The sequence below is a fragment of the Vibrio sp. 1751 genome (genome assembly GCF_033339895.1).
Taxonomy (GTDB): domain Bacteria; phylum Pseudomonadota; class Gammaproteobacteria; order Enterobacterales; family Vibrionaceae; genus Vibrio; species Vibrio alginolyticus.
The window spans coordinates 21,971-45,747 of the sequence record NZ_JAWOVM010000031.1; the positions used below are offsets into that span (position 1 = coordinate 21,971).

General features: G+C 45.2%; 20 protein-coding genes and 1 riboswitch. Of the genes, 12 read left to right on the forward strand and 8 right to left on the reverse strand.

The window, feature by feature from the left end:
• Positions 1-402: 402 nt before the first annotated feature.
• Positions 403-621 (reverse strand): VF530 family DNA-binding protein, encoded by a 219-nt coding sequence (locus tag R7041_RS12030; protein ID WP_064369600.1) that lies wholly within the window; start codon positions 619-621, stop codon positions 403-405.
• A 150-nt stretch (positions 622-771) separates the two neighbouring features.
• Here R7041_RS12030 and R7041_RS12035 point away from each other — a divergent pair, with 150 nt between their 5' ends.
• Positions 772-1,695, forward strand: a complete 924-nt coding sequence (locus R7041_RS12035; RefSeq protein ID WP_047102394.1) for a LysR family transcriptional regulator — start codon at positions 772-774, stop codon at positions 1,693-1,695.
• Here the strand turns inward: R7041_RS12035 and R7041_RS12040 are convergent.
• The gene (locus tag R7041_RS12040) at positions 1,692-1,982 is read right to left on the reverse strand and encodes a putative quinol monooxygenase (protein ID WP_005374925.1); all 291 of its coding nucleotides are present in this window, start codon (positions 1,980-1,982) and stop codon (positions 1,692-1,694) included. The two genes, R7041_RS12035 and R7041_RS12040, sit on opposite strands and share 4 nt — an antisense overlap.
• A 69-nt stretch (positions 1,983-2,051) precedes the next feature.
• Positions 2,052-2,705, reverse strand: a complete 654-nt coding sequence (locus R7041_RS12045; protein ID WP_005384588.1) for an oxygen-insensitive NAD(P)H-dependent nitroreductase NfsB — start codon at positions 2,703-2,705, stop codon at positions 2,052-2,054.
• Between the two features lie 167 nt (positions 2,706-2,872).
• Here R7041_RS12045 and R7041_RS12050 point away from each other — a divergent pair, with 167 nt between their 5' ends.
• Together R7041_RS12050 and R7041_RS12055 are read left to right on the forward strand one after the other, a co-directional pair.
• Complete coding sequence (locus tag R7041_RS12050; protein ID WP_206949159.1) at positions 2,873-4,336, forward strand: helix-turn-helix domain-containing protein; 1,464 nt, start codon at positions 2,873-2,875, stop codon at positions 4,334-4,336.
• A 129-nt stretch (positions 4,337-4,465) separates the two neighbouring features.
• Positions 4,466-7,123: an alpha-amylase family glycosyl hydrolase gene (locus R7041_RS12055; RefSeq protein WP_206949160.1), complete on the forward strand. Its 2,658-nt coding sequence runs from the start codon at positions 4,466-4,468 to the stop codon at positions 7,121-7,123.
• 85 nt (positions 7,124-7,208) lie between these two features.
• Here the strand turns inward: R7041_RS12055 and R7041_RS12060 are convergent, their stop codons facing one another.
• Complete coding sequence (locus R7041_RS12060) at positions 7,209-8,366, reverse strand: D-alanyl-D-alanine carboxypeptidase family protein (protein ID WP_064369598.1); 1,158 nt, start codon at positions 8,364-8,366, stop codon at positions 7,209-7,211.
• Positions 8,367-8,576: 210 nt separating this feature from the next.
• On the opposite strand from R7041_RS12060, the gene R7041_RS12065 reads away from it, so the two are divergent.
• Together R7041_RS12065 and R7041_RS12070 are read left to right on the forward strand one after the other, a co-directional pair.
• Positions 8,577-9,872, forward strand: a complete 1,296-nt coding sequence (locus R7041_RS12065; RefSeq protein WP_172563937.1) for an alpha/beta fold hydrolase — start codon at positions 8,577-8,579, stop codon at positions 9,870-9,872.
• 464 nt (positions 9,873-10,336) lie between these two features.
• Positions 10,337-11,317 (forward strand): rhodanese-related sulfurtransferase, encoded by a 981-nt coding sequence (locus R7041_RS12070; RefSeq protein WP_132936263.1) that lies wholly within the window; start codon positions 10,337-10,339, stop codon positions 11,315-11,317.
• Between the two features lie 68 nt (positions 11,318-11,385).
• On the opposite strand, the gene R7041_RS12075 is transcribed toward R7041_RS12070, so the two are convergent.
• On the reverse strand, positions 11,386-11,691 hold the full coding sequence (locus R7041_RS12075; RefSeq protein ID WP_005374898.1) for a DUF6482 family protein: 306 nt from the start codon (positions 11,689-11,691) through the stop codon (positions 11,386-11,388).
• A gap of 108 nt (positions 11,692-11,799) precedes the next feature.
• On the opposite strand from R7041_RS12075, the gene R7041_RS12080 reads away from it, so the two are divergent.
• The 3 genes from R7041_RS12080 (at position 11,800) to gbpA (ending at position 15,798) form a co-directional block, all read left to right on the forward strand.
• On the forward strand, positions 11,800-13,281 hold the full coding sequence (locus R7041_RS12080) for a cryptochrome/deoxyribodipyrimidine photo-lyase family protein (RefSeq protein ID WP_132936262.1): 1,482 nt from the start codon (positions 11,800-11,802) through the stop codon (positions 13,279-13,281).
• Between the two features lie 80 nt (positions 13,282-13,361).
• Positions 13,362-13,862 (forward strand): fasciclin domain-containing protein, encoded by a 501-nt coding sequence (locus tag R7041_RS12085; protein ID WP_132936261.1) that lies wholly within the window; start codon positions 13,362-13,364, stop codon positions 13,860-13,862.
• A 273-nt stretch (positions 13,863-14,135) separates the two neighbouring features.
• Positions 14,136-14,236: riboswitch (cyclic di-GMP riboswitch) on the forward strand.
• A gap of 98 nt (positions 14,237-14,334) precedes the next feature.
• On the forward strand, positions 14,335-15,798 hold the full coding sequence (gene gbpA / locus R7041_RS12090) for an N-acetylglucosamine-binding protein GbpA (protein ID WP_132936260.1): 1,464 nt from the start codon (positions 14,335-14,337) through the stop codon (positions 15,796-15,798).
• Between the two features lie 52 nt (positions 15,799-15,850).
• On the opposite strand, the gene R7041_RS12095 is transcribed toward gbpA, so the two are convergent.
• Both R7041_RS12095 and R7041_RS12100 read right to left on the reverse strand, forming a co-directional pair.
• Positions 15,851-16,723, reverse strand: coding sequence for a patatin family protein (locus R7041_RS12095; protein WP_017634445.1), 873 nt, complete (start codon positions 16,721-16,723; stop codon positions 15,851-15,853).
• A gap of 190 nt (positions 16,724-16,913) precedes the next feature.
• Complete coding sequence (locus R7041_RS12100) at positions 16,914-17,555, reverse strand: MarC family protein (protein ID WP_005374889.1); 642 nt, start codon at positions 17,553-17,555, stop codon at positions 16,914-16,916.
• 194 nt (positions 17,556-17,749) lie between these two features.
• Between R7041_RS12100 and nfsA the strand changes: the two genes are divergently transcribed.
• Positions 17,750-18,472 (forward strand): oxygen-insensitive NADPH nitroreductase, encoded by a 723-nt coding sequence (gene nfsA, locus R7041_RS12105; RefSeq protein WP_065275507.1) that lies wholly within the window; start codon positions 17,750-17,752, stop codon positions 18,470-18,472.
• 69 nt (positions 18,473-18,541) lie between these two features.
• Here nfsA and R7041_RS12110 read toward each other — a convergent pair whose 3' ends face one another.
• Positions 18,542-19,435, reverse strand: a complete 894-nt coding sequence (locus tag R7041_RS12110; RefSeq protein ID WP_065275508.1) for a hypothetical protein — start codon at positions 19,433-19,435, stop codon at positions 18,542-18,544.
• A gap of 458 nt (positions 19,436-19,893) precedes the next feature.
• Here R7041_RS12110 and R7041_RS12115 point away from each other — a divergent pair, with 458 nt between their 5' ends.
• The 3 genes from R7041_RS12115 to R7041_RS12125 form a co-directional block, all read left to right on the forward strand.
• Positions 19,894-21,012, forward strand: coding sequence for a polysaccharide export protein (locus R7041_RS12115; RefSeq protein ID WP_017820139.1), 1,119 nt, complete (start codon positions 19,894-19,896; stop codon positions 21,010-21,012).
• A 129-nt stretch (positions 21,013-21,141) separates the two neighbouring features.
• A complete protein-coding gene (locus R7041_RS12120) occupies positions 21,142-21,582 on the forward strand; it encodes a phosphotyrosine protein phosphatase (protein WP_025768627.1) in 441 nt (146 codons plus the stop codon).
• A 51-nt stretch (positions 21,583-21,633) separates the two neighbouring features.
• Positions 21,634-23,777, forward strand: a 2,144-nt coding sequence (locus R7041_RS12125; RefSeq protein WP_318128637.1) for a polysaccharide biosynthesis tyrosine autokinase, incomplete at its 3' end; no start/stop codon positions are given.

The window sequence follows — 23,777 nt, forward strand, 5'->3', positions numbered from 1 at the left end:
CCTAAGTGAGTCACTCGGAATCTCGCTTTAGACGTATCAGCAGAGCGACTCTTCCAGCCTACGCGATAAGAAAAGCTGCGTCATTCTAGCGAGACTAAGAATCTACTTGCCGCTTGCTGCAGACCATAGAACCATGAATAAACTCAATACAATCTGAGGGTAGATTCTGAATCACGCTCGTTCCTCGCTGTTCAGAATGACGGTTCGAGTTTGGCTCTGACCTCTACAAAACCATCTAAAAAAGCGATTCCAGAAGAACCTAAGTGAGTCACTCGGAATCTCGCTTTAGACGTATCAGCAGAGCGACTCTTCCAGCCTACGCGATAAGAAAAGCTACGTCATTCTAGCGAGCCAAAGCGAGACTAAGAATCTACTTGCCGCTTGCTGCAGACTATAGAGCGGTTAGCAGAATGTCTCGATGTACAGCGCTTCGACTTTGTCTCTTGCCCATTGCGTTTTACGCAAAAACTTCAGAGAAGATTTGATCGACGGATCTTTCTTAAAACAGTTCACTCGAATGCGCTCATACAGGCCATTCCAACCAAAGTGTTCAACTAGTCGGGTGACGATTTTTTCTAAACTCAACCCATGCAGAGGGTTATTCGGCTGTTCGTTGCTCATGTTGTTGATCCAGTAACAATGTAAGTGGCGGGCTAATCTAACTCAAAGTGACCACTTAACCTAATGTTTTCACCTTCAAAGGCGTTTAGCTTGAATTACTTTGCTCATCTCCCCTATAGTAGCTCAAACTTCACAAACATCCTTTTCACGATGAAAGCCCTCAACGACCTCAATATTTTTGTCGAAACCGCGCGCCAAGGCAGCTTTTCAAAAGCCGCTAACAGCATGGACATGACACCTGCCGCCATTAGTGCGTCGATTAAGCGTCTTGAAGGGCAAATCGGTTTCCCACTGTTTGTGCGTTCCACCCGAAGCCTGCGTTTAACCTCAGAGGGCGAACTGTTTTTAGACAAAACCACGCAAGCATTGGCTACATTGCAAGAGGGGTTGGATCAGATCTCAAGTGCGCGTGGCGAGTTATCTGGTCAACTGCACATTACTGCGCCCTCCGATTTTGGTCGCAATATGTTGCTCGATTGGGTGGATGAGTTCATCGATCTCTACCCAAATGTTTCCATAAAACTAGAGCTGTCCGATAGCTTGACGGATATGTACACCAAGCCTGTCGATATTGCGATTCGCTACGGCGAGCCGGCCGACTCCAATCTGGTCGTGTTGGCATTGTGTGGGGCAAACGAGCGGATCTTATGTGCATCGCCAGAGTACGTAGCCACACATCCAGAACTCACCTCTCCTGCCGATTTAACGCAACACAATTGCTTGTGCTACATGGTCGCGGATTCGGTCTACAACAAATGGACGCTCACGCGTGGCAGCGAGAAAGAACAAATCGTGGTCAGCGGTAACTTGTTGAGCAACGATAGTGACTTGCCACACCGGTTAGCGATCAAAGGCAAAGGCATTGCGAATAAATCATTGATGGACATCAGCCGAGACTTAATCGAGGGAAGATTGGTGCGAGTGTTACCAGAGTGGGATTGCGGCCCAGTGCCGCTCTACATGGTATGTGCCGATCGTCGATTATTGACGCCAACGATTCGGACTTTCCGCGACTTTATCCAACAAAAATGCTGCCAGCAACGCGCCAACGTGCTGGCAACCTTCTGTCATTAGGCGATAAATCGAAGAGGACGAATCTGGGTATATTCAACCCAATCGTTCTCTTCCAATGTTTCAAGAAACGTCGCCATATGCGGGCTTTGCAAATGCTTATCCAAGGCCTCTTGCGATGCCCAGATTTCTTGGAACATAAATAGGCCATCAACTTTTTCGTCGAGATACAACTCGTATTGGCAACAGCCTTCTTCTTTGCGAGTTGGCTCTAGTAAACCAGCAAGCAAATTCACCACCTGATCCTTACTGTCTGGATAGGCTTTCACTTCTGCGACTAAGTGGATCATCGTTTTATCACTCTTTTCCGATTTATATATTGATTACAAGGTTCTACGTCACCTGCAAGTAAGCTCGAATTAGATCTCGGTGAATACGGTTTCTGCGTCCCAGCGAGACTTTGGCGTTTTCGCGTTGAAGTCATCTTCCGCGTGGTAGCCAAGCGGCACGATTACAACGCTGGTGTAACCTTTTTCACGCAAGCCAAATTCTTCATCCAGCACTTTGGGATCAAACCCTTCAATTGGCACTGCATCGATTTCTAACGTCGAAGCACCCAACAGCAACGTACCCACGTTGAGGTAAACTTGTTTCTCCATCCAATGGTTTGCATCTTTCAGATCAAAACGGTGCATGTTCACAAAGTAGCTACGACCACCGCGTACAGCCGCTTTCGCTTCTTCAGTTGGGAATCGACCATCTTTTTCTTCTTGCACCATTAGCGCTTCAATGTAGTCGTTATCAATGCCTGTTTTCGCACAAAACACCAATACGTGAGAAGCGTTGAGAATCTTCGCTGCGTTAAATGCGTAGTTCTCTTGCGCCGCTTTAGCGATGCGCTGTTTGCCTTCTTCTGTGCTTGCCAGAATGAAATGCCAAGGTTGAGAGTTCACACTCGATGGACTAAAACGAATCAGCTCTTTAACTGCATCGATTTTTTCTTGAGATAGCTTGCGCGTTGGGTCAAACACTTTCGTTGAGTAACGAGATTTTGCAGCTTGTACGATATCCATGAGGCTCTCCAATTAATGAGTTTAAGCTGAGTAACAGCATAACCTCATGAGATAAAGGGAAAAACCGATTTCGATTAAAAACATTTTCAAAATAAATTTGAAAATAAAACGATAAGAAAGGCTTTGAGCGTTCTCACTGAACTTCTTCATCTTTTCGGCAATAATGCATGTTTGCTCGCAACCAAACTCAACTCATGCTGCCTCAAGATAACGTTATTACATCCTTTCTGTGCAAAAAGCTCGGTCACAATCACCTTCGAATTGCCGGCGAATATTGGCACATTGAGAAGTTGGTGGCCTTGCAATGCATGATGTTGAAAGAAGCGCCTAACCTCCAAGAAGGGCTGCTTTGGTGGAGTAAAAGTGTCTCATTATTCGACCGCCGTTTGTACGTCACATTGCAACATGGTGATGCCCAAATCCATCTGCAAGTCGAATGTAGAACGGGCGATATGCCAAATTGGGCGGAGTCGGTGCTTGGCTTGCTCAAAATGCAGTTGGAAATGCTTGAGTTAAGCGAATCAATACAGGTACAAGTTCACGCCAACAATCCACTCGCGGCCAATATTTTTCTAGAGGAAACGCGAGATTCTAAAACGAGTTCAAGCGTGTTTGACTTGGTGAAACATGTTTATTTGCTGCTTTCTCACCAGCCAATTGAGCAACCAGAATTACTGAGTGTTTTGAACGCCTTGTTCATCAAAAACAGCAATTACGCACTCAAGTTAGAGCAAGCGGCAAGGCAACTGGGCGTCTCCAAACGCACCTTGCAACGTCGACTGCAAGAGAAGCAAATGAGCTACTCTCAATGCGTTGATTTCGCTAAAAGAAAGCAAGCACTCACTTTGCTTGCCGACACCCAACTCACAACGCAGCAAATCGCCTATCAACTTGGTTATGAAGAACCTTCGAACTTTCACCGCACTTTTCGTCGTTGGTATCCGTTTTCACCCATGCAATATCGCCAACAATGTTTGGATAACCGAACTCAACTAAATCAACAACCGATCCGCTTATACTACGCCAAAGCCAATACCTTCGACGATAACCACATCGACCAACCTGTTGGCAAAATCTGGATGGAAGTGGACAATATTGCGTTTGAAAAAGTGGTCTCGGTAGAATGCCGTGACCGTGATGGCGCATGGCGGCGCTACCCCGCCTTCTTCGAGCGTTTTTTAAGTCATGGCACCGAACTCTGGGCAACGACCGAACTTCCGGTAGCGCATCCCCTTACCTTTCGCCTGTGTTATGAAGTCGATGGGGAACGTTACATTGAGAATAACCACCAGCGTGATTATGTGGTTTCTAAGGGGCTTTTAATTGGCGCAACGGAATACATTGTCCCGACTCGGCAGCTTATTAATATTGAGGCGCAATACACACTCTTTATCGAACTGGCATGCCGACTTGAAAACGTTTCGAGGATTGACTGTTACGTCGATGATGACCCCACACCTCACGCAATGCGCTTGACCCAACACTCGCTACATTATGCTTGTTGGGTGCTGCAATTATCGCTCACTCAAACTGCAAAGCAGTGCCGTTTCCGCCTTTATGATGAATCCGACAACGAGCTCGCGAAAGATCATTACCCGATACAATATCCTATTGTGCAACCGCTCAATTAAAACTGTCGGTCAGATCAAAATCGTCTCTTCGTGACATCATTTCACGTCTTTTTTGGCGTGAAATGACACTCTCAATTTCAAACCTTTGATTTATCGTTTCCGCATTGCTGCATAACGGAGACAAAAACCGTGTTTGAAACCTTACCTAACCCAATGAATAAAATAAAAATACTCCCTTTAGCGATCGCCTTAGCTCTTTCTGGCTGTGGAAGCGACGAAACCGCACCAGTCGATACAGGCAGCCACGTGGCATCTCCTGATTGGCAAGATCAAATCATTTACTTCCTGATGATCGACCGTTTTAACGACGGCGACAGCGCTCTTAATGATCAAGGGCAAAACGAATTCGATCCGACTTCGGATAAAAAGTTCAGCGGCGGCGACCTCGTTGGCGTGAGTGATAAGTTAAGCTACATCGAAACTCTCGGTGCCACATCGATCTGGATTACTCCGCCAGTGGCAAACCAATGGTGGGATGCAGAACAAAACTATGGTGGCTACCACGGTTACTGGGCGCGTGACTTCCAAAAAGTGGATGAGCACTTTGGTGACATGGAAAGCTACCAAGCGTTAGCACGCGAAGTGCATGCGCGTAACATGTTCTTAATTCAGGACATCGTGACCAACCATGTAGGCAACTTCTTCACCTACAATGATCCTTACAGTTATGATCCAAGCCTACCTTGCCAAGGCTTCCGTTTGATTAAAAATGCGCTACCCGCCGGGCAAGAACTGCCGTACCCACTCAACATGAACGAGTGTAAAACAGACGGCACAGGCAGCTACCACTGGACGCCAACCATCACCGACCACAACGATCCGGTACAAGAAAAAACCTGGCAACTGTCGGATCTGGATGACCTAAATACGTCCGATCCTGAAGTACGCGCTTATCTAAAAGAGAGCTACCGAAAATGGATCCGAGAAGTTGGCGTTGACGGTTTCCGTATCGATACCGTGAAGTTTGTAGAGCACGATTTCTGGAACGACTTCCTGCACGCCGACGATGGTGTGATGACTCAAGCGGTTGATACTGGTCGCGATAACTTCCTCACCTTTGGTGAAGTCTTCGAAACATCTACGCCTTACCACACCGAAGGCGAAGAGAAGATGCTGACTTACATCGGTGAAAGTGGCTCGCCGAAACAGCTAACCTCGGTACTGAACTTCCCATTGCAAGCAACCATGACGCGCGTATTTGCATCAGGGCAACCGACCGACTATTTACGTTTCCGTCTTGAGAAGATGATGGAGATGTTCCCGAATCCATACATCATGCCGAACTTCATTGATAATCACGACATGCCACGTTTTCTGTCGCAAGGTAGCGTGAATGACATGAAACAAGCACTGATCACCATGATGAGCGTACCGGGCATTCCTGTGATTTACCAAGGTACAGAGCAAGCGATGCCAGCAGCGCGCGATGCGATGTTTGCTGGCGGTTACCGTGAAGACGGCGACTACGTAGATTCATTCGACCAAAACAGCGAGATGTACTTGTTCATCCAAGAGCTTGCTAAGTTACGTACCGAAAACAAAGTTATGACACGCGGCGAAATGAAAGTCATTGGCAGCGATAAAGCTGGTGCAGGTGTGTTCGCCTTTACCCGCACTTTGGATAACGACGAAGTCTTAGTGGTAATGAACACATCTAACTCCCCAATGTTGATGAACCAACTCGATGTAGAGCAAGCGGGCGGCACCGTTTTCCAACAACAAATCATGTCGAACTGGGCAGAAGCTCCAGAACAGTTAATCGCCGATGAAAACGGTCACGTAACCCTTGAGCTACCAGCCAAATCTGCCGTGATTTACTCGAAAACTAACGACATCCAATCGGTAGAGACCCCAGATCTCAACATCCAACTGGCACAGGATTGGGAAGGACAAACCATCACTGATGACATCGTGATTACTGGTACTGCTAACGCAAACGAGAAATTGAACCTTGTCGTGGACGGTAATCTAGAAACCGCACAAGCCATTACCGTAAGTGCTGACGGTCAATTTAGCGTGACTTTATCTACCCGTCACTTTGCAATTGGCGAGCAACAGCACCGCTTCGCGATTTACTCCACTGAGAAAAAAGCGGGCATTGAAGATGTAAACTTTGTGTCGGACTTAAGCTGGTCAAACACGCCAGACGACACTATTGATGACGCAGGCGATGCGCAAGATGGCATGGGCGGTCCTAACGGTAACTACTCGCTACCAACGGATCCAACGTTCGATAAAGATAACAGCCAACTCGCAATCAACAAAGCTGAGGTATTTACCGTTGGCAGTAACGTACGTTTGACCTTCACTATGGACAAAATCACCGACACTTGGTTACCACCAAACGGCTTCGACCACGTGGGTTTCACCATCTTTATGGATTTACCGGAAGAAACGGCAACCAACTTGTCTGAGCTACCGAAGATCAACGCTTCTATGCCAAGCGGAACCTGGAGTCGCAATGCGGTTGTTTTTGGCTGGCAAAGCTCGATTTACAACACCAAAGGAGCAAATGCGACGACATGGGGAGAAGCCGTAACGCCAGCACCAACAGTGACAGTAGACAAAGCCAACAACACCATTTCAATGGACTTTGCTAGCGATGCACTAGGCCGCCCAGATTCGCTCGATGGTATCCGCTTCTATGTCACGACTTGGGACTTAGACGGCCTTTCGGCAACTTACCGTCCGCTAGAGCAAGACAAAGGCCCTTGGAACTTCTCCGGTGGCGCATCGGATGAAAGTAAGATTTGGGACGATTTACCAATCATCACCTTGTCGGAATAAACCGTTAAATAAGACACCGCCCAGCGTTATAGCAGGGCGGCCATCAACAAAAAAATGCAGAAAGACACTTCTGCTCGTTTTTATTCTAGTTAAAGAACGATTTCACCCACAGCACCAGACTGTCCCAAAGCTGAGCGAACCACGAGCCCTCTTCTACCGCTTGGCTGCTGACCAAGGGATAACTCGCCACGGTACTGTCATCGCTTTTCCAAACGACCTTACCAATCTCATCTCCTTGCGCGATCGGCGCAATCAACGGTTCATTTAACACCACACTCTTATCAAGCCCAGCCGTCATTGAACGAGGCAGAGTGAGATAGGCATCTTTAGCAAAGATCGCCTCAACTTGATTGGTATTTCCCTTCCAAACGCGAACTTTAGACTCAACTTGGCCTTGCTTAGCAACTTGCTTGGTGTCATAAAAACGAAAACCATAGCTGAGTAGATTCTTCGATTGGCTGATCCGAGCCTGTTTACTTGGCGTGCCCATCACCACCGAGATAAGGCGCATTCTTCCTTCTTTGGCCGAGCTCACCAAGCTGTATCCGGCATTGCTGGTGTAGCCGGTTTTGCCCCCGTCGACATCAATGGAATTGTCCCACAACAACTTATTGCGGTTGTACTGCGTAATGTCGTTCCACTTGAAGACTTTCTCGCTGTATAGCGCATACACATCGGGAACATCGCTGATGATCGACTGCATGAGTCTTGCCATATCGGTTGGTGAGGTTTGGATGCCATCACTATCAAGACCATGGGAGTTCACAAAATAGGTGTCTTGCAGTCCTAATTTCTCCGCCCAACCATTCATCAAGGCAACAAAGCCGCGTTCACTGCCTGCAACATGCTCAGCCAGTGCAACGCACGCGTCATTTCCTGATTGGATGATCACGCCGCGCATTAAGTTCGCAACACTAATTTCATCTTTCGGTTTGATGAACATTTTAGAAGAACCGGGAAACTTGGCCGACCACGCGTTTTCGCTCACGGTGACAACATCATCCCATTTCAAACGCCCCGCTTTGATTTCTTGTCCAACTACATAAGCGGTCATCAACTTGGTTAAACTCGCCGGAGCAAGGCCTGCTCGCCCGTTATACTCGGCAATAATGGCACCGGATTGAAAGTCCATTAATACGTAGCCTTTTGCCTGTAACTGAGGTGGGTTGGGCGTAACAACGGCAAAAGTAGGTACGCTTATTAAACAAGTCACAATTGTCCATCGAGCCAGTGACACTTTCATCCGACTTCCTCCATGCTCTTACTTTGTCGCAACTCTATTGAGCATAGCTCACTCAACCAGTTGCACCAGTCGCTAATCGTTTCATTTTCTTGAACTTACATTGATTTGACCAAGGTATAGAACTGAAGAGGCAATTGGGAAATAGCGTTGGTTCTTCGCGCCATTCGCAGTAAAGTAGCGCTACCCCTCAATAAGGAAATAAAGATAACAATGAACGCTCAATCATTTATCGACGCAGGATTGCATTACACTCCCCACAGTTTTACCGTTCCTCTGGATTACCAAAACGCGAGCAAAGGCACCATTGAAGTCTTCGCCCGTGCGGTTTGCCTAGTTGGCGAGGAAGAATCGACCAAACCTTGGTTGGTTTACTTTCAGGGCGGACCTGGCTTTCCCTCTCCGCGTCAAAACGGCAATAACGGCTGGGTAAAACGCGCGCTGCAAGAGTACCGAGTTTTGCTTCTCGACCAGCGCGGTACGGGCAACAGCAGCGTAATTAATCACCAGACGCTTGCTCACCTCACGCCAGAGCAACAAGCAGACTACTTGAGCCACTTCCGAGCGGATAACATCGTGCGCGACGCGGAATACATTCGTGAGCAATTTGGCGTCGAAAAATGGGCGATCTTAGGTCAAAGCTTTGGTGGGTTTTGCTCCCTCACCTATTTGTCTTTGTTCCCAGACAGCTTGCTACAAAGCTACATCACAGGTGGCGTGCCATCAGTCTCACGTCATGCCGACGATGTGTATGAAGCCACTTTCAAACGCACCATGGAGAAAAACCAAGCGTTCTTCCAACAATTTCCCAATGCGCAACAACTTTGCCAAAACATTGCGAATCACTTGCTGGAAAATGAAGAGTACCTACCAAATGGTCAACGCTTCACAGTGGAGCAATTTCAACAAATCGGCATCAACTTTGGTGTGAGTGATACTTTCTTACCAACTTACTATTGGCTAGAAAGCGCGTTGATTGAAGTGAACGGCAAACCACAACTTCGTTATGAGTTCTTAAACGATATGTTGGCGCAGCAAAACTTCCAAACCAACCCGATCTACGCCATTTTGCATGAATCGATTTACTGCCAAAGCTTCGCGTCGAATTGGAGTGCGCACCGCGTTCGCCAAACCCGATCAGAGTTTAATTATGAATCTGGCAAGCCATTTTACTTTACGGGGGAAATGGTCTTCCCATGGATGTTCGACCAATACGTTAACCTCAAACCACTAAAAGACGCCGCAGAAATATTGGCAGCGAAAAAAGATTGGACTGCGCTGTACGATCAAACACAACTGGCTCAGAACAAAGTGCCTGTCAGTTGCGCCGTTTACGCCGATGATATGTTTGTTGAAATGGATATCAGCCGAGAGACGCTCGCGTTAATACCAAACTCAAAAGCGTGGATCACCAATGAGTACGAGCACAACGGCTTACGTGCCGACGGTGAACGTATTCTCGACAGGCTCATCGCCATGGGCAAACAGACCGCAGCTACGTTGAAATAAGCACGGCAGACGTTAGAAAAACGCCTTTTCAGTATGTGGTGAAAAGGCGTTTTATAGCGGTTTATGAACAATGGCGATCAGTCATTCACTCTTTGTCCCTAAACCTTTATCCCTCACCACCTCATGTATAAAACTGCGACATGTCCTTTCCTTGTCAATGACTCCGGTGATTATTTGGTGCTTCTTGCGCCTAACTTTTTTGAAGGGCCTAAAACAGAATAACAGCATAAATTTAAGCCAAAAGTATCGGCTCCAACCTACCTAACTCACTATAATTAATGCTTATAATTTGAACACATATCGGCTTCACCTGCGGACATGCTCCCCCTATCAAAGACCGCCAGGCCCCGCCTACTCATAATATCCGTATAATTTGTCCGTATTTCCGACTAGTTTAGTCAGGTATACTTCGTGCCGCTAAAATTTTAAGGTCGTTGACCACCTGTATTTTTAAAGGAAACCTCATGAGTCAGTATGTAGTTTGTGCGCTGTACAAGTTTGTTGAGCTGAATAACTATCGAGAGCTACGCGAGCCATTACTTGCGTTGATGGAAAAACACCATATTCGCGGAACATTACTACTGGCAAGTGAAGGTATCAACGGTACTGTTGCATCTGATCGTGCAGGTATTGATACGCTACTGGAGTGGCTAAACAACGAACCTCGTTTGACTGGCACCGTATACAAAGAGTCGTATTCTGAGACCCAGCCATTCAATCGCACCAAAGTGAAATTGAAAAAAGAGATCGTAACATTAGGTGTTGAAGGTATAGACCCTCGCCACGTAGTGGGTACTTACGTGAAACCTCAAGAGTGGAACGATCTTATTGCTGATCCTGAAGTGTTTGTTGTCGATACACGTAATGATTACGAAATCGAGATCGGGACATTCAAAGGCGCTGTAAACCCAAATACTGAAACCTTTCGTGAATTCCCAGACTATGTAAAAGAAAACATGGACCCGGCAAAACACAAGAAAGTTGCGATGTTCTGTACCGGTGGTATCCGCTGCGAAAAATCAACGGCTTACATGAAAGAACAGGGCTTTGATGAGGTCTACCACCTAGAAGGCGGCATTCTTAAATATCTTGAAGAAGTTCCTCAAGAAGAGAGCATGTGGGAAGGCGATTGTTACGTATTTGACGGTCGTGTTGCCGTAAACCACCAGCTAGAAAAAGCAGATTACGATTTATGTAACGCTTGTCGTCTACCGATCACTGAAGAAGACAAACAGTCAGAATTGTTCGAGCAAGGCGTGAGCTGTCCAAAATGTCACGGCACACACTCAGAAGAACAAATTGCTCGATTCCGCGAGCGTGAAAAACAAGTTGTTCTTGCAGAGCAGCGAGGCGAGCAGCATGTTGGTGGTGAAAGTGCCAAGCAAAGAGAAGCCCGACGTGCCGCTAAGTACGCGCAAAAAGAAGCGCAGCGTAAACAAGACTAAGCCCAACTCTCCTTATATTTAGCGAGCTGCCGTAAGGTGGCTCGCTTTTACTACGCACCAATACTCTTTCAATACAATTTTGTATCCCTCACCAATACCTCTAGTTGATTGTCTCTTTTGCCTTCGGGTAGCCCCACCATTTCATCATAAGCACTTTGATGTACTAAAACCTGCTTATTTGCTTTGATATTCCTGCACTTCTTTTGCATCTCGATCAGGGAATGAGCCCTCAAAAAGATACCGTTGTCATCAGTGATAAATTGCGCTTCTCCATCAATCACGACAGATGCCTGGTACAATGCGAGATCAAGCGAATGAATGACCAATTTGTCTACATAGAAGTATTTTTGTAACTTACTCAATGGTATTGCCATGTGTCACCTCCCTGAAAGTTACCTCTACGTTTTGTAGAATAAAACCGATCATTAGATGAGATTTCTTCGGTTTACTTGCGTACAACATCGGAAACAAAGAGGATTCCGATGCAAACAATCAATGTCGTGTGGTTAAAGCGAGATTTAAGGCTGACTGACCATCAACCACTAACTCAAGCATTATCAACAAAGCACCCAACTGTGCTTTTGTATATTGTTGAACCATTGCTATTGAACAACCCACACTATTCTGAGCGCCACTGGCGATTTGTTTGGCAATCACTGCAAGACATGGATGAAACGCTCAAAGCGTATGGGCATCGAATCACGGTGCTGTTTGACGATGCCTTAGCATGTTTCCAATCAATTCAAGCGCAATATCAAATCAACGCTGTTTTTTCTCACCAAGAAATAGGACTCAACTGCACCTTTGAACGAGACCGACAAGTTGCCGCTTGGCTGTATGAGCAGAACATCGACTGGTTTGAATTCGAACACGGTGCTGTAATCAGAGGTGCAATAAACCGGCAAGGTTGGGACAAACATTGGGACTCTGTCATGAGAGCCTCAATAAGCCCTATTGAGCTCCAAACCGACTTATTGCATTCATTGGATGCAGAAGCTCTCGGCTGTTCGTTTTCGCCACCATCATCCTGGCTATCAAAATGCAAAGGAATGCAAACGGGAGGAAGCCGGCTCGCTTGGAAAACACTAGAGGACTTTTTCCATCGTCGAGGTCGTGATTACTATCGAAGCATTTCTAGTCCCACAGCCTCACGCACAGCCTGTACTCGACTTTCTCCATATCTCGCTTGGGGTAACATATCCTTGCGTGAAGTTTATCAATACCTTTTGAAACACTGGCAAGTCGCTGGGTTTCGTCGCAGCTTAATTGCATTGTCTTCACGGCTTCATTGGCACTGTCACTTCATCCAAAAATTCGAATCGGAATACGACATGGAGTTTTACTGCGTTAATCGGGCTTACGAACCATTGATTAAACAAAGTAGTACTTTCGATGAAGAAAGGTTAGCAGCATGGAAATCCGGGCATACTGGCGTACCTTTGATTGATGCCTGCATGCGCTGTTTGCACCACACTGGTTACATTAACTTTCGCATGCGTGCCATGCTGGTTAGCTTTCTTACTCACCACATGAACATGAATTGGCGAGTAGGTGTAACGCATTTAGCGCAACTGTTTCTCGACTTTGAGCCCGGAATTCATTACCCACAATTCCAAATGCAAGCAGGAGTAACCGGGACTAACACAATCCGTATTTATAATCCGATCAAGCAAGCCCAAGAACATGATCCTAACGGTACGTTCATCTACAAGTGGGTACCTGAGTTACAAATGGTTCCTCCCCCTCTTTTATTCGAGCCCTGGACAATGACCCAAATGGAAGCTGTCATGTATCAATTGCAGCCAGATAGCCGTTACCTTGCACCTATTATCGCACCAGACAACGCAGCTAAGGCAGCAAGAGAGCGCTTATGGACGTGGCGGAAACGAGCCGATGTGAAACAAGAAGGCAGACGAATTCTTGCGCGACATGTTAGACCCTCAAAAGAAAGTAGGACGCGATGATCATCTCTCAATCACAATGCGTACAAATGCAAACACACTCCAGGGAACCCGTTGTACCCTCAACTAGTAAGGAACACATTATGTTCAAACGTATCTTAGTTATCGCGGCGACACTGATGGCGACGTTATCTTTTATGCTTCCCGTCAAGGCTCATGAGCATGGCATGATGAAAGCCGATATTGTCGACGTTGCCGCTGAAAACGGCTCTTTCAATACGCTTGTTGCTGCGGTAAAAGCAGCGGGCTTGGTTGACACTCTCAAAGGGGAAGGCCCATTTACTGTTTTTGCACCAACGGATGACGCTTTTGCAAAACTGCCAGACGGCACAGTCGACATGCTCTTAATGCCGGAAAACAAAGACAAGTTAGTATCTGTTTTGACTTATCACGTCGTCCCAGGGAAAGTGATGGCTGCCGATGTTGTTAAGCTAGACAAAGCGACTACGGTTCAGGGGCAAGATGTGATGATTAAAACCATGGGCGATAAAGTCATGGTTAACGATGCAAATGTCATTGCAACCGATGTGAAAGCTACAAACGGTGTCATTCACGTGATTGATACTGTCATCATGCCGAAATAACACCATTCAAAGGGCGGTACACTCCGCCCTTTAGACAGAACTTCTTCCACCCTTAGCACGATTCCTCTCCACTTATCCCCAACAAACCCCCACTCATTCACGATGACTATAAAAAAAGATAAAAACAAAATTAAAACCAATACCTTGCAAGACAACACTGCACAATATTGACGAGGTTAAGATATCGTTATCTTTCAATTTGAGAACAGGATTCCATGTCAGTGACGTTTACTTTTCCACATGTAAATTCTTAAGCTAAATTTTGGCTGCTCAATCACATTTCGGCAAACCATTCGAAAGGGTGGGACGCAAAGCTTCCGGTCTGTCAGCATTTAAAAATCTAAAAGAATGCTCATGATAGCGGGGTTACCATGACGCAGTGTTACAGAAGTCCAATTTCTGTAGAGTTGCTTTATGCTCAGCATGCGCCGGGGTGTGACATTAGTTTGTCAGCCATAACAGAGGACATGTGATGAAATCATTTCCAACCAAATCCGTACTCGCGTTAGCACTTGCAAGCATTAGCTCAGGTGCTGCGGCTCACGGTTATGTATCAGAAACCAATGGTGGTGTCGCTGCAAGTCGCTCGGCACTATGTAAGTATCCAACGCCAGATACTAACGAAAAAAATAATAACTGCGGTGCGATTCAATATGAACCGCAAAGCGTTGAAGGCCCTGATGGCTTTCCCGAAACAGGGCCTCGCGATGGTAAAATAGCGAGTGCCGAAACCGCTTTAGCAGCTGCCCTTGATGAGCAAACTGCCGACCGCTGGGTAAAACGCCCTATTCAAGCAGGTACACAAACTTTTGAATGGACATTTACCGCTAACCACGTGACGCGCGACTGGAAATATTACATCACCAAGCCTGATTGGAACCCAAACGCTTCACTATCACGAGACTCTTTTGATCTAACTCCTTTCTGTGTCGTCGACGGCAATATGGTTCAACCCCCGAAACAGGTAAGCCATCAATGTAATGTGCCTACTCGCGAGGGATACCATGTCATCCTGGCAGTATGGGATGTTGGCGACACTGCAGCCTCATTTTATAACGTGATCGATGTGAAATTTGATGGTGACAGTCCCGTTATTCCAGATTGGAAGCAAGGCGGTCAAATTATTCCTACAATGGATTTAAATATTGGGGATTCGGTTTATACACGCGTATTTGATCAAGCAGGTGAAAACGTGGCGTATAGAACTGAACTAGAAATTACCGATGCAGCAATGGGCCAAGCGAAAAACTGGTCTTACGCACTCGCGACTAAGCTAAACCAAGAACAAGCAAAACTGCAAGCCGGGCAGTATGCAGAGGATAAATTCACTCCTGTTTATGGTACTAATCCGGTGTATCTGCAAGCAAATAGCGGCCTTGAGCGAGTAGAGATCGGCTATAACATTGAAACTCCTGTTCCAGAATACTCACTCACAGTAGATGGCTTAGCAGACGAATATATCATTGAGTCAACACCGACAACGTTGGATCTGACACTAACTGCTGAAGGCGATTTAAATGCAGAACTCACCGTTTACAATCACCATCGCGAACCACTTGCAAGTTGGGCAAACGAAATGAAAGACGGCTCGGTAGAGGCGATATCGCTCGCTTTAAGTAAATCGGAGCCGGGTCACCATATGCTCGTGACACGTATTAAGGATAAAAATGGCAACTTGGTGGATCAGCAAACACTCGACTTTCACTTAAAAGAAGAGTCAGTTACTCCGCCACCATCTGGTGAGTACGATTTTGTCTTCCCTGAAGGACTATCTAGCTACACGGCGGGCACAAAAGTGCTTGCCAGCGACGGGGGCATTTATCAATGTAAACCTTTCCCATACTCTGGTTACTGTATGCAGTGGAAAGAAAGCGCAAACCATTACGAGCCTGGAATAGGTTCACACTGGGAGATGGCTTGGGATAAAGTCAACTAAATCCCCCTTTGAACGTTACGCAAAAGAGCCTCACTATGAGGCTCTTTTATAATCAAACGCAAAAATGACAATTTTCCCGGTCTAAACCATGAACACCAGATAAACTAGTGAGATGCGCTCGCCCCTCAATCAGTCCCATTTCATACCCTTCTAGTAAAACGGATTGTCGCATTGATAAGCGCTGAACATGAAAATTATCTGGTGGGGCAATTACCCTAACATGTGTTCCTGGTGGAGGGTTACGAATAAACTCTAATGATTGATTATAGTTATCTGCACGTCTTAACATCGCATCCGCCATTTTGGGGTGCTCCGCAAAAAGTTTCTTCATCAGCCATGTGGTCTTAACTGGCTTTTTGGCATAATTCAGCGGGTGAGAGAGTACTACGGTTATGTCGCGAGCCCCTCGACGATAAGCTTCACGCACTGGGATAGAGTCCGCGACCCCACCATCGGTATAACAACCACCAGAAAAACAAGGGGTATGCTTGTAGGCAATCGGTAATGCTGTTGTCGCTTCAATCGCATGGTGAAAATTATCACGTGTCACGCGATAGTAATCTGCCTGCCCTGTATCTACATTTGTTGTCGCTGCGAGAAAAGGAACGCCATTAAACAGTTTATTTTCATCGACGGGATACAAGCGATTAGATTCTTCAAACAACCACTTCACATCGATGAGGTCCCCACCTTTAACGAAGCGAGTCGGGTCAAAAAAGCGTTTGCTTGTGGCCAGCTTAGTAATGACGTTAATACTGCGATGTGGGTAGTCGGTCAAATACCCAATCAAATTTGATGCACCAGCAGATACACCGATTGCAAAATCAAACGGTTTATAACTCTGCTCTAAAAACGCATCTAACACTCCGCTTGCGAAGACGCCTCGCATCGCGCCACCTTCTACTACAATTGCTTTTGTTGCCATATTTCCCCCATTCTCCTTGCCAAAAGAGTAATGAAATTCGTGCAATCACAACAATTGAATATTCTTATTATTGAAATAGGTGAAGTCTATTTATTTCTCTCTTAGAAAATGAAAACTAAAGTTCAAAAAATCCGTCCCCGTTAGAAATGTAATTGCGGGTTGAACCAAGGTGGCAAGGTCTAAGAGAAATCTAGGAGAAAACCGTTTTATAGGCTTCGCCCGCGCCATCAATGAACATTTGAGTACCAATAACCGCTAGAATTAAGCCCATCATTTTAGTCACAACATTTAGAGCACTTGGTCCAACCGCTTTGACCAATTTGTCTCCAAACAAAAACAGTACATAGGTGATCACACAAAGGACAGCGAAAGAAACGATAGTAATAATGGTTTGATCGAAACCACCCGCTGTCGCAAAGTTCATCGCGGTAGCAATCGTTCCAGGCCCAGCTAATATTGGCATCGCCAGTGGAGACACTGCAATACTCAATGCCGCCCGTTGCTGAGCTGGTGAATACGCCTTCTCTTTGGTTTTCTGATGCGTCGAATCACCTTGAAGCATGTTAAAACCTATCAAAAACACCAAAATACCGCCTGTTATTCGCAATGCATAAAGCGTGATACCAAACAAATCAAAAATTAACTTACCGGCAATAGAAAATATCGCGATGATAATAAATGCAATAAAAACCGAGCGGAGCGCAATGGAACGGATGGTTTCTTTATCTTCATCAGCAGTTAAACTCAAAAAGATGGGAATATTGGCGATAGGGTTCATGATGGCAAAGAAGCCCATAAACACCGTAACTGTATGAACAATGAGTTCTTTCATATTTTCCACTGCATTTAAATTATTGATTCTAAAAACAGTATATACGCTCTCAAACAGAACGAGTGGTGTAATCTCGAATCGTCTTCACACTTATGCGCCAAGCATTGTTTTTCTTTTGAGATAGTTTACCGACTCATCAAATGTCGCTAAGGTGAGTCTTCAGCCTTTAACGTAACAGGGGATGTTAAGTCACCATGAACAGCACGATTCAAACAATTCTCAATCACCGCTCAATTCGAAAATTCACCTCACAACCGATTGAGAGCGAACAATTAGATGCCATTCTTCAAGCCGGCCTTGCGGCGTCCTCATCAAGCATGTTGCAAGTCGTTTCAATTATCCGCGTAACCGACAAAGAAAAACGTACGCTATTAGCTCAATATGCCGGAAATCAAGGGTACGTTGAAAGCGCGGCTGAGTTTTTGGTGTTTTGCATTGATTACCAACGCCACGCCAGTATCAACCCAGATGTTCAAGCTGACTTTACCGAGTTAACGCTAATAGGCGCTGTAGACTCGGGCATCATGGCACAAAATTGCTTGCTTGCGGCGGAGTCGATGGGACTAGGAGGTGTGTATATTGGTGGTTTACGAAACAATGCCCAAAAAGTAGACGAATTATTAGGTTTACCTAAAAATACCGCCATTTTATTTGGTATGTGTCTTGGTCATCCAGATCAAACCCCTGAAGTAAAACCTCGCCTACCTAAGCATGTCGTGGTGCATGAGAATCAGTATCAAGACCTAAACTTGGATGATATTCAGACGTATGACCAAACTATGCAAAACTACTATGCAAACCGTTCGAGCAATCAAAAACAGAGTACTTGGTCGCAAGAAGTCACCAGTAAATTGGCTGGGGAATCACGTCCGCATATCCTGCCTTACTTAAACAGAAAAGGGCTCACTAAAAGGTGATGACTACAATACGATAGGATCAAAAAAGGCCTCTGAAGAGGCCTTTAGAATTTGTCAGCAAAAACTTGCTTAGTTACCGCCTGTCGCGCCAGTGCCTGGACCCGGTGGATCTTCAGGTTCAATTGGCTCACCGACTTCCGCATCTGGAATTTGTGGTACGTCAGGTTCGATATCTTCTAATGGAATCTCGTTATCGATAGCCTCTTGTACATCAGCAACAACTTTCTGAGTATCTTCAGCTGGAATCGTTACGTAGATAACGTCACCTGAATCATTCTCAGGATAATTTGGGTTCGCCGCGATTACATCTTCTGTGATTGCTTTTGCAGCAACAGCTACAGCTTCAGGCGAAGCTATTGGGTTCGCTTTGATGATATCTGATACAACGTTTGCTGTTGCAACTAGCTGAGTAGCAAGTGCGCTGTTACCACCCTCACTGCCAAGTCCTGCTACTACAGATTCTGTATCACGAAGGATTTCGTCAACTGTTTTACCACTTGCATTGATATCGATACCCAAATTCTCGAATACTTTTTCAGCGATATCAGAAGAGTATACTTCACCATCTTTTAAAGAGTTAGCAACCAAAGTCGTAAATGGAGAGCCTGTTACCAATGAATCCGCCTGGGCTAGGCCTTGAGGGATTTTGTAGTCAGATGTAATAGGTTTGCCATTTGACGCGTCTTTACTATCTTCTGTGTGCGTTAATACGAAAGCACAATCACCTGGCGCATTTACAACGTTGATATTTTCAAAACGCGCTTTACCAACCATACCTTCATAGTTTGTTGTATTTTCAATAGCGTCGTATGTCTCACCACCACATACTGCTTGAACTTTCATGCCGATAACAGCTGGGTCATAAGCCTGAACTGAGTATCTTTTTACCTCAGGATCGCTGTCACTACCACAACCTGCTAGTAGGACTGCTGCCACACTTGCCGTTAAAAGTTTGATTTTCAAAATTAGCTCCAATATTTGTTGTTATATCCGACCGCAACAGGAAGCATAACGGCAGTTGCATATAGTGTAAATAGGATGCATACAACTTTGGCATGAGTTTTTTCACATTCTTGCCTGTTTGCTTGTGCAAAATCATGCATTCATCTCAATAACGCTAAATAGACACAATTTTGTCATGTATTCGTCAGTATTTTTTCGAGTAACTTGTTGCCTTTATTGCAACCAGATGGATAATAGTTGACTATTTTTTGTGGGTCGGATTTTCACACCTTCATTAATAAAACTAAGAGCTCTAAGTCGCTAGCAGCCATTTGGAGTGTTTATTACACAAATAATTCTGAATGGACTCGCTTTCTAAAGGCTTAAAACTGCAGTAAATCGTCAATATTGATGAAACTCAGTTCAATTAGAATGAATCAATTTCAGTCGGCAAACTTTCTTTCGGTAGTTATAAACCAATGAACACATTTAATAAATTTTTGGGGATATCAGTACTTCCAATCCTTCTTACAGGGTGTACTTTGCCTGGTAGCCACCTTTCGGTCAGTGACAAAACAGTCATGAGCACTGAATCGAGTGATATAGAGTCTCAGGTTACCGTTTATCCCTTAACTTTGGAGCGCGTAACGTCTTTAAATTCAGTGGACCCTTTTTCAAAACCAAACCCAGAGTTAGATATTGAAATCGCAAAATATGAATACGAAGTAGGACCTGGCGATATCCTAAATATCACTATTTGGGATCACCCAGAGCTAACGATCCCAGCGGGCTCATACCGAAGCTCAGCCGAAGCGGGTAACTGGGTGCATTCGGATGGCACGATCTTCTACCCTTACATAGGTGTCGTACATGTTGAAGGCAAAAACGTACGTCAGATTCGTGCAGACATTGCAAGCCGCCTTGCAAAATACATTGAGAGCCCACAGGTCGATGTAAGCGTTGCGGCATTTCGCTCTAAAAAGACTTATGTAACTGGCGAAGTTAACAAGCCAGGACAACAACCAATTACAAACATCCCCCTTACACTTCTAGATGCTGTGAATAGAGCTGGCGGACTGGCTGCCGAGGCTGATTGGCGTAATGCGACACTGACACGCAATGGCGTTGTTGAAAACGTCTCTTTGTATGCTCTGATGCAACAAGGCGATTTAACTCAAAACCGCCTTCTAAAGCCTGGTGATATTGTTCATATTCCTCGAAACGATGCGCAAAAAGTATTTGTTATGGGCGAGGTTAACGATCCGAAATTACTCAAAATTGATCGTAGCGGCATGAGCCTTACTGAGGCTCTTAGCAGCGTTGGTGGTATCAGTGAAATCTCCGCAGATGCTACCGGTGTGTTTGTCATCAGACGTTCAAAAGAAGAAGCTAAAATGGCGGACATTTATCAGCTAGATGTTTCTGACGCTTCTGCTTTGGTGATTGGTACTGAGTTTGATCTCAACCCTTACGACATAGTCTATGTGACGGCTGCACCTGTTAGTCGTTGGAATCGTGTGATTGCTCAGCTCGTTCCAACCATTTCCGGCTTTAATGAACTAACTGAAGGTGTACTACGAGTACGCACTTGGCCGTAAAACAACGTGCCGCAAGAAAATTATCTCTTGCGGCACGTAATCGATAGCTACTCAGCTCAATTGCGCAATATAAAGAAGCCAGCAATTCAGTTGAGATCATAAGCATACAACTTAAAGTAGGGTAAGCATTTGTTTTCTAATATTCTTGTCGTCTGTGTCGGTAATATTTGCCGCTCTCCAACAGGAGAGCGGCTTTTGCAGTCTTTACTACCAAACAAACATGTCGCATCAGCAGGAATCGCAGTAGATAAGAGCCATCTAACGGGAAAAGCTGCTGACGAGATGGCAACCACTATCGCGAACGAACATGGCGTAAGCTTAGATGGACACGAAGCACGACAATTAACACCTGAGCTTTGCGCTCAATACGATCTGATATTGGTTATGGAAAAAGGTCATTTAGAAGCCTTAACCAAAATCGCTCCTGAGGCACGAGGTAAAACGATGCTGTTTGGACAGTGGATAAATGAAAAAAGCATCCCTGATCCATACAGACAAAGTAGAGAAGCTTTCGAACATGCATATACGCTTATAGAAAAAGCAGCAAAAGCGTGGTCTCAAAAACTATAAGCCGCAAGGCTAAATAAACGCCAATGGCAAGGTATTTAAGAAGTTAAAGTAATGACAACACAAACTATTAAGCAATCACGTCAAGCCGACGATGAGATCGATTTGGGAAAGTTATTTGGGATCATTCTCGATGCCAAATGGCTCATTCTATGTACCGTAGTCCTATTTTCAATTATAGGCGTCGGCGTTGCCATTCTATCAACACCTATCTATAAAGCTGACGCTCTTATCCAAATCGAAAGTAAGAGTTCAGGTGGTATTTCAGCGATGGTTGGTGATATGGGAGAGCTGTTTTCAGCAGAATCATCAGCGACAACAGAAATAGAGATCATCAAATCTCGTATGATCTTGGGCGGTACTGTTGATAAGTTCAACTTAACGACTGTCGTTTCTCCAAACTACATGCCAATTATTGGTAAAGGCCTAGCTCGACTACAAGGTGAGCAAATCAGTCTGAGCGTTTCACGATTTAATGCTCCTTCTTACGCAGTTGGCGTTCCTTTAACTCTTGAAGTTATTGATTCTGAAAAACAGACGTTCAGGCTCTTAGAAGATGACAATAACGTCATTCTAGAAGGTAAAGTTGGTGAACTGCTTGAGAAGAATGGATACCAGTTTTTGGCGACTGAACTTGTGGCTCAAACTGGTGACTCATTCACGGTCAGCAAAATCAGTAAATTAGATGCAATTAATAAACTTCAAGAAAACTTATCGATTAGCGAACGTGGTAAGCAAACCGGGATTATATCTTTAAGCTTCTCTGGTGAAGACCACGCTAAGATTCAAGATATCTTGAACGACATTAGCCAAAACTACTTCTTACAAAACGTTCAAAGAAATTCTGCAGAGGCAGAGCAAAGCCTCGAGTTCTTGAAAGGTCACCTCCCAGACATCAAAACAAAACTGACCGCTTCTGAAGACGTTTTAAATCGGTTCCGTCAAGAAAATGAATCTATCGATTTAGGCCTTGAAGCTCAGTCAACGCTGAAAGTAATGGTTGAGTTAGAAGCACAGCTAAATGAGCTTACATTCAAAGAAAGTGAGATCAGCCAACGCTTCACACAGGATCACCCAGCTTATAAGTCGCTACTTGATAAACGTGAAACACTACTAAAAGAGAAAGAACGTCTTAATAAACAAGTTCAAAAGTTACCGAAAACACAGCGTGAAGTTCTACGTATGACACGCGATGTAGAAGTAAACCAACAAATCTACATCCAACTATTGAACAAGGTTCAAGAGCTCAACATTATTAAAGCCGGAACAGTTGGCAACGTTCGAATCTTAGATAACGCTCAATCTTTCTCTAAGCCAATCAAGCCGAAAAAAGCGCTTATCGTTGTGCTAGCAACACTGCTTGGCGGTATGGCAGGCGTGGCTTTCGTATTAATTCGTGCAGCATTCCACCGTGGTGTGGAAACACCAGATCAAATTGAACAGATTGGCATGCCAGTTTACGCAAGCGTTCCAAAATCTATTCAACAACTGGAATTTGCAAACAAGCTTAAGCGCAACAAAGGCAGCAACAATGAGCTAGTCCTTCTAGCGGAAGCTAACCCAGCCGATCTTTCCATTGAGGCTCTACGTAGTCTTCGCACTAGCTTGCACTTTGCAATGATGGAAGCGAAGAATAACGTTCTTATGATTTCAGGTCCTGCACCATCTATCGGCAAAACATTTGTATCGACCAACTTTGCGGCCGTCGCTGCGAAAACCGGTCAGAAAGTGCTGCTTATTGATGCGGATATGCGTAAAGGTTATTTGCAGCAATGCTTCGGTCTACGCTGGGACAACGGTCTTTCTGATTACTTGAGCGGTAAGACATCCCTTAGCAACATCATTAAATCTACATCCATTGATAATTTAGATGTTGTGACTCGCGGCCAAGTACCACCAAATCCGTCAGAACTTCTTATGCACCCTCGCTTCAAGAGCTTTGTTGACGAGATGTCTGCACAATACGATCTAGTCATCATCGATACGCCGCCTGTACTCGCAGTTACCGACCCAAGCATTGTTGGCGCGCTTGCAGGAACAACTCTGATGGTCGCTCGTTTTGATCAAACGACTTTGAAGGAGATTGAAGTCGCGCAAGGTCGCTTCGAGCAATCAGGCGTTGAAGTTAAAGGTGTGATTCTCAATGCAGTTGAGAAAAAAGCATCTAACTCATACGGCTATGGATACGGCTACTATAA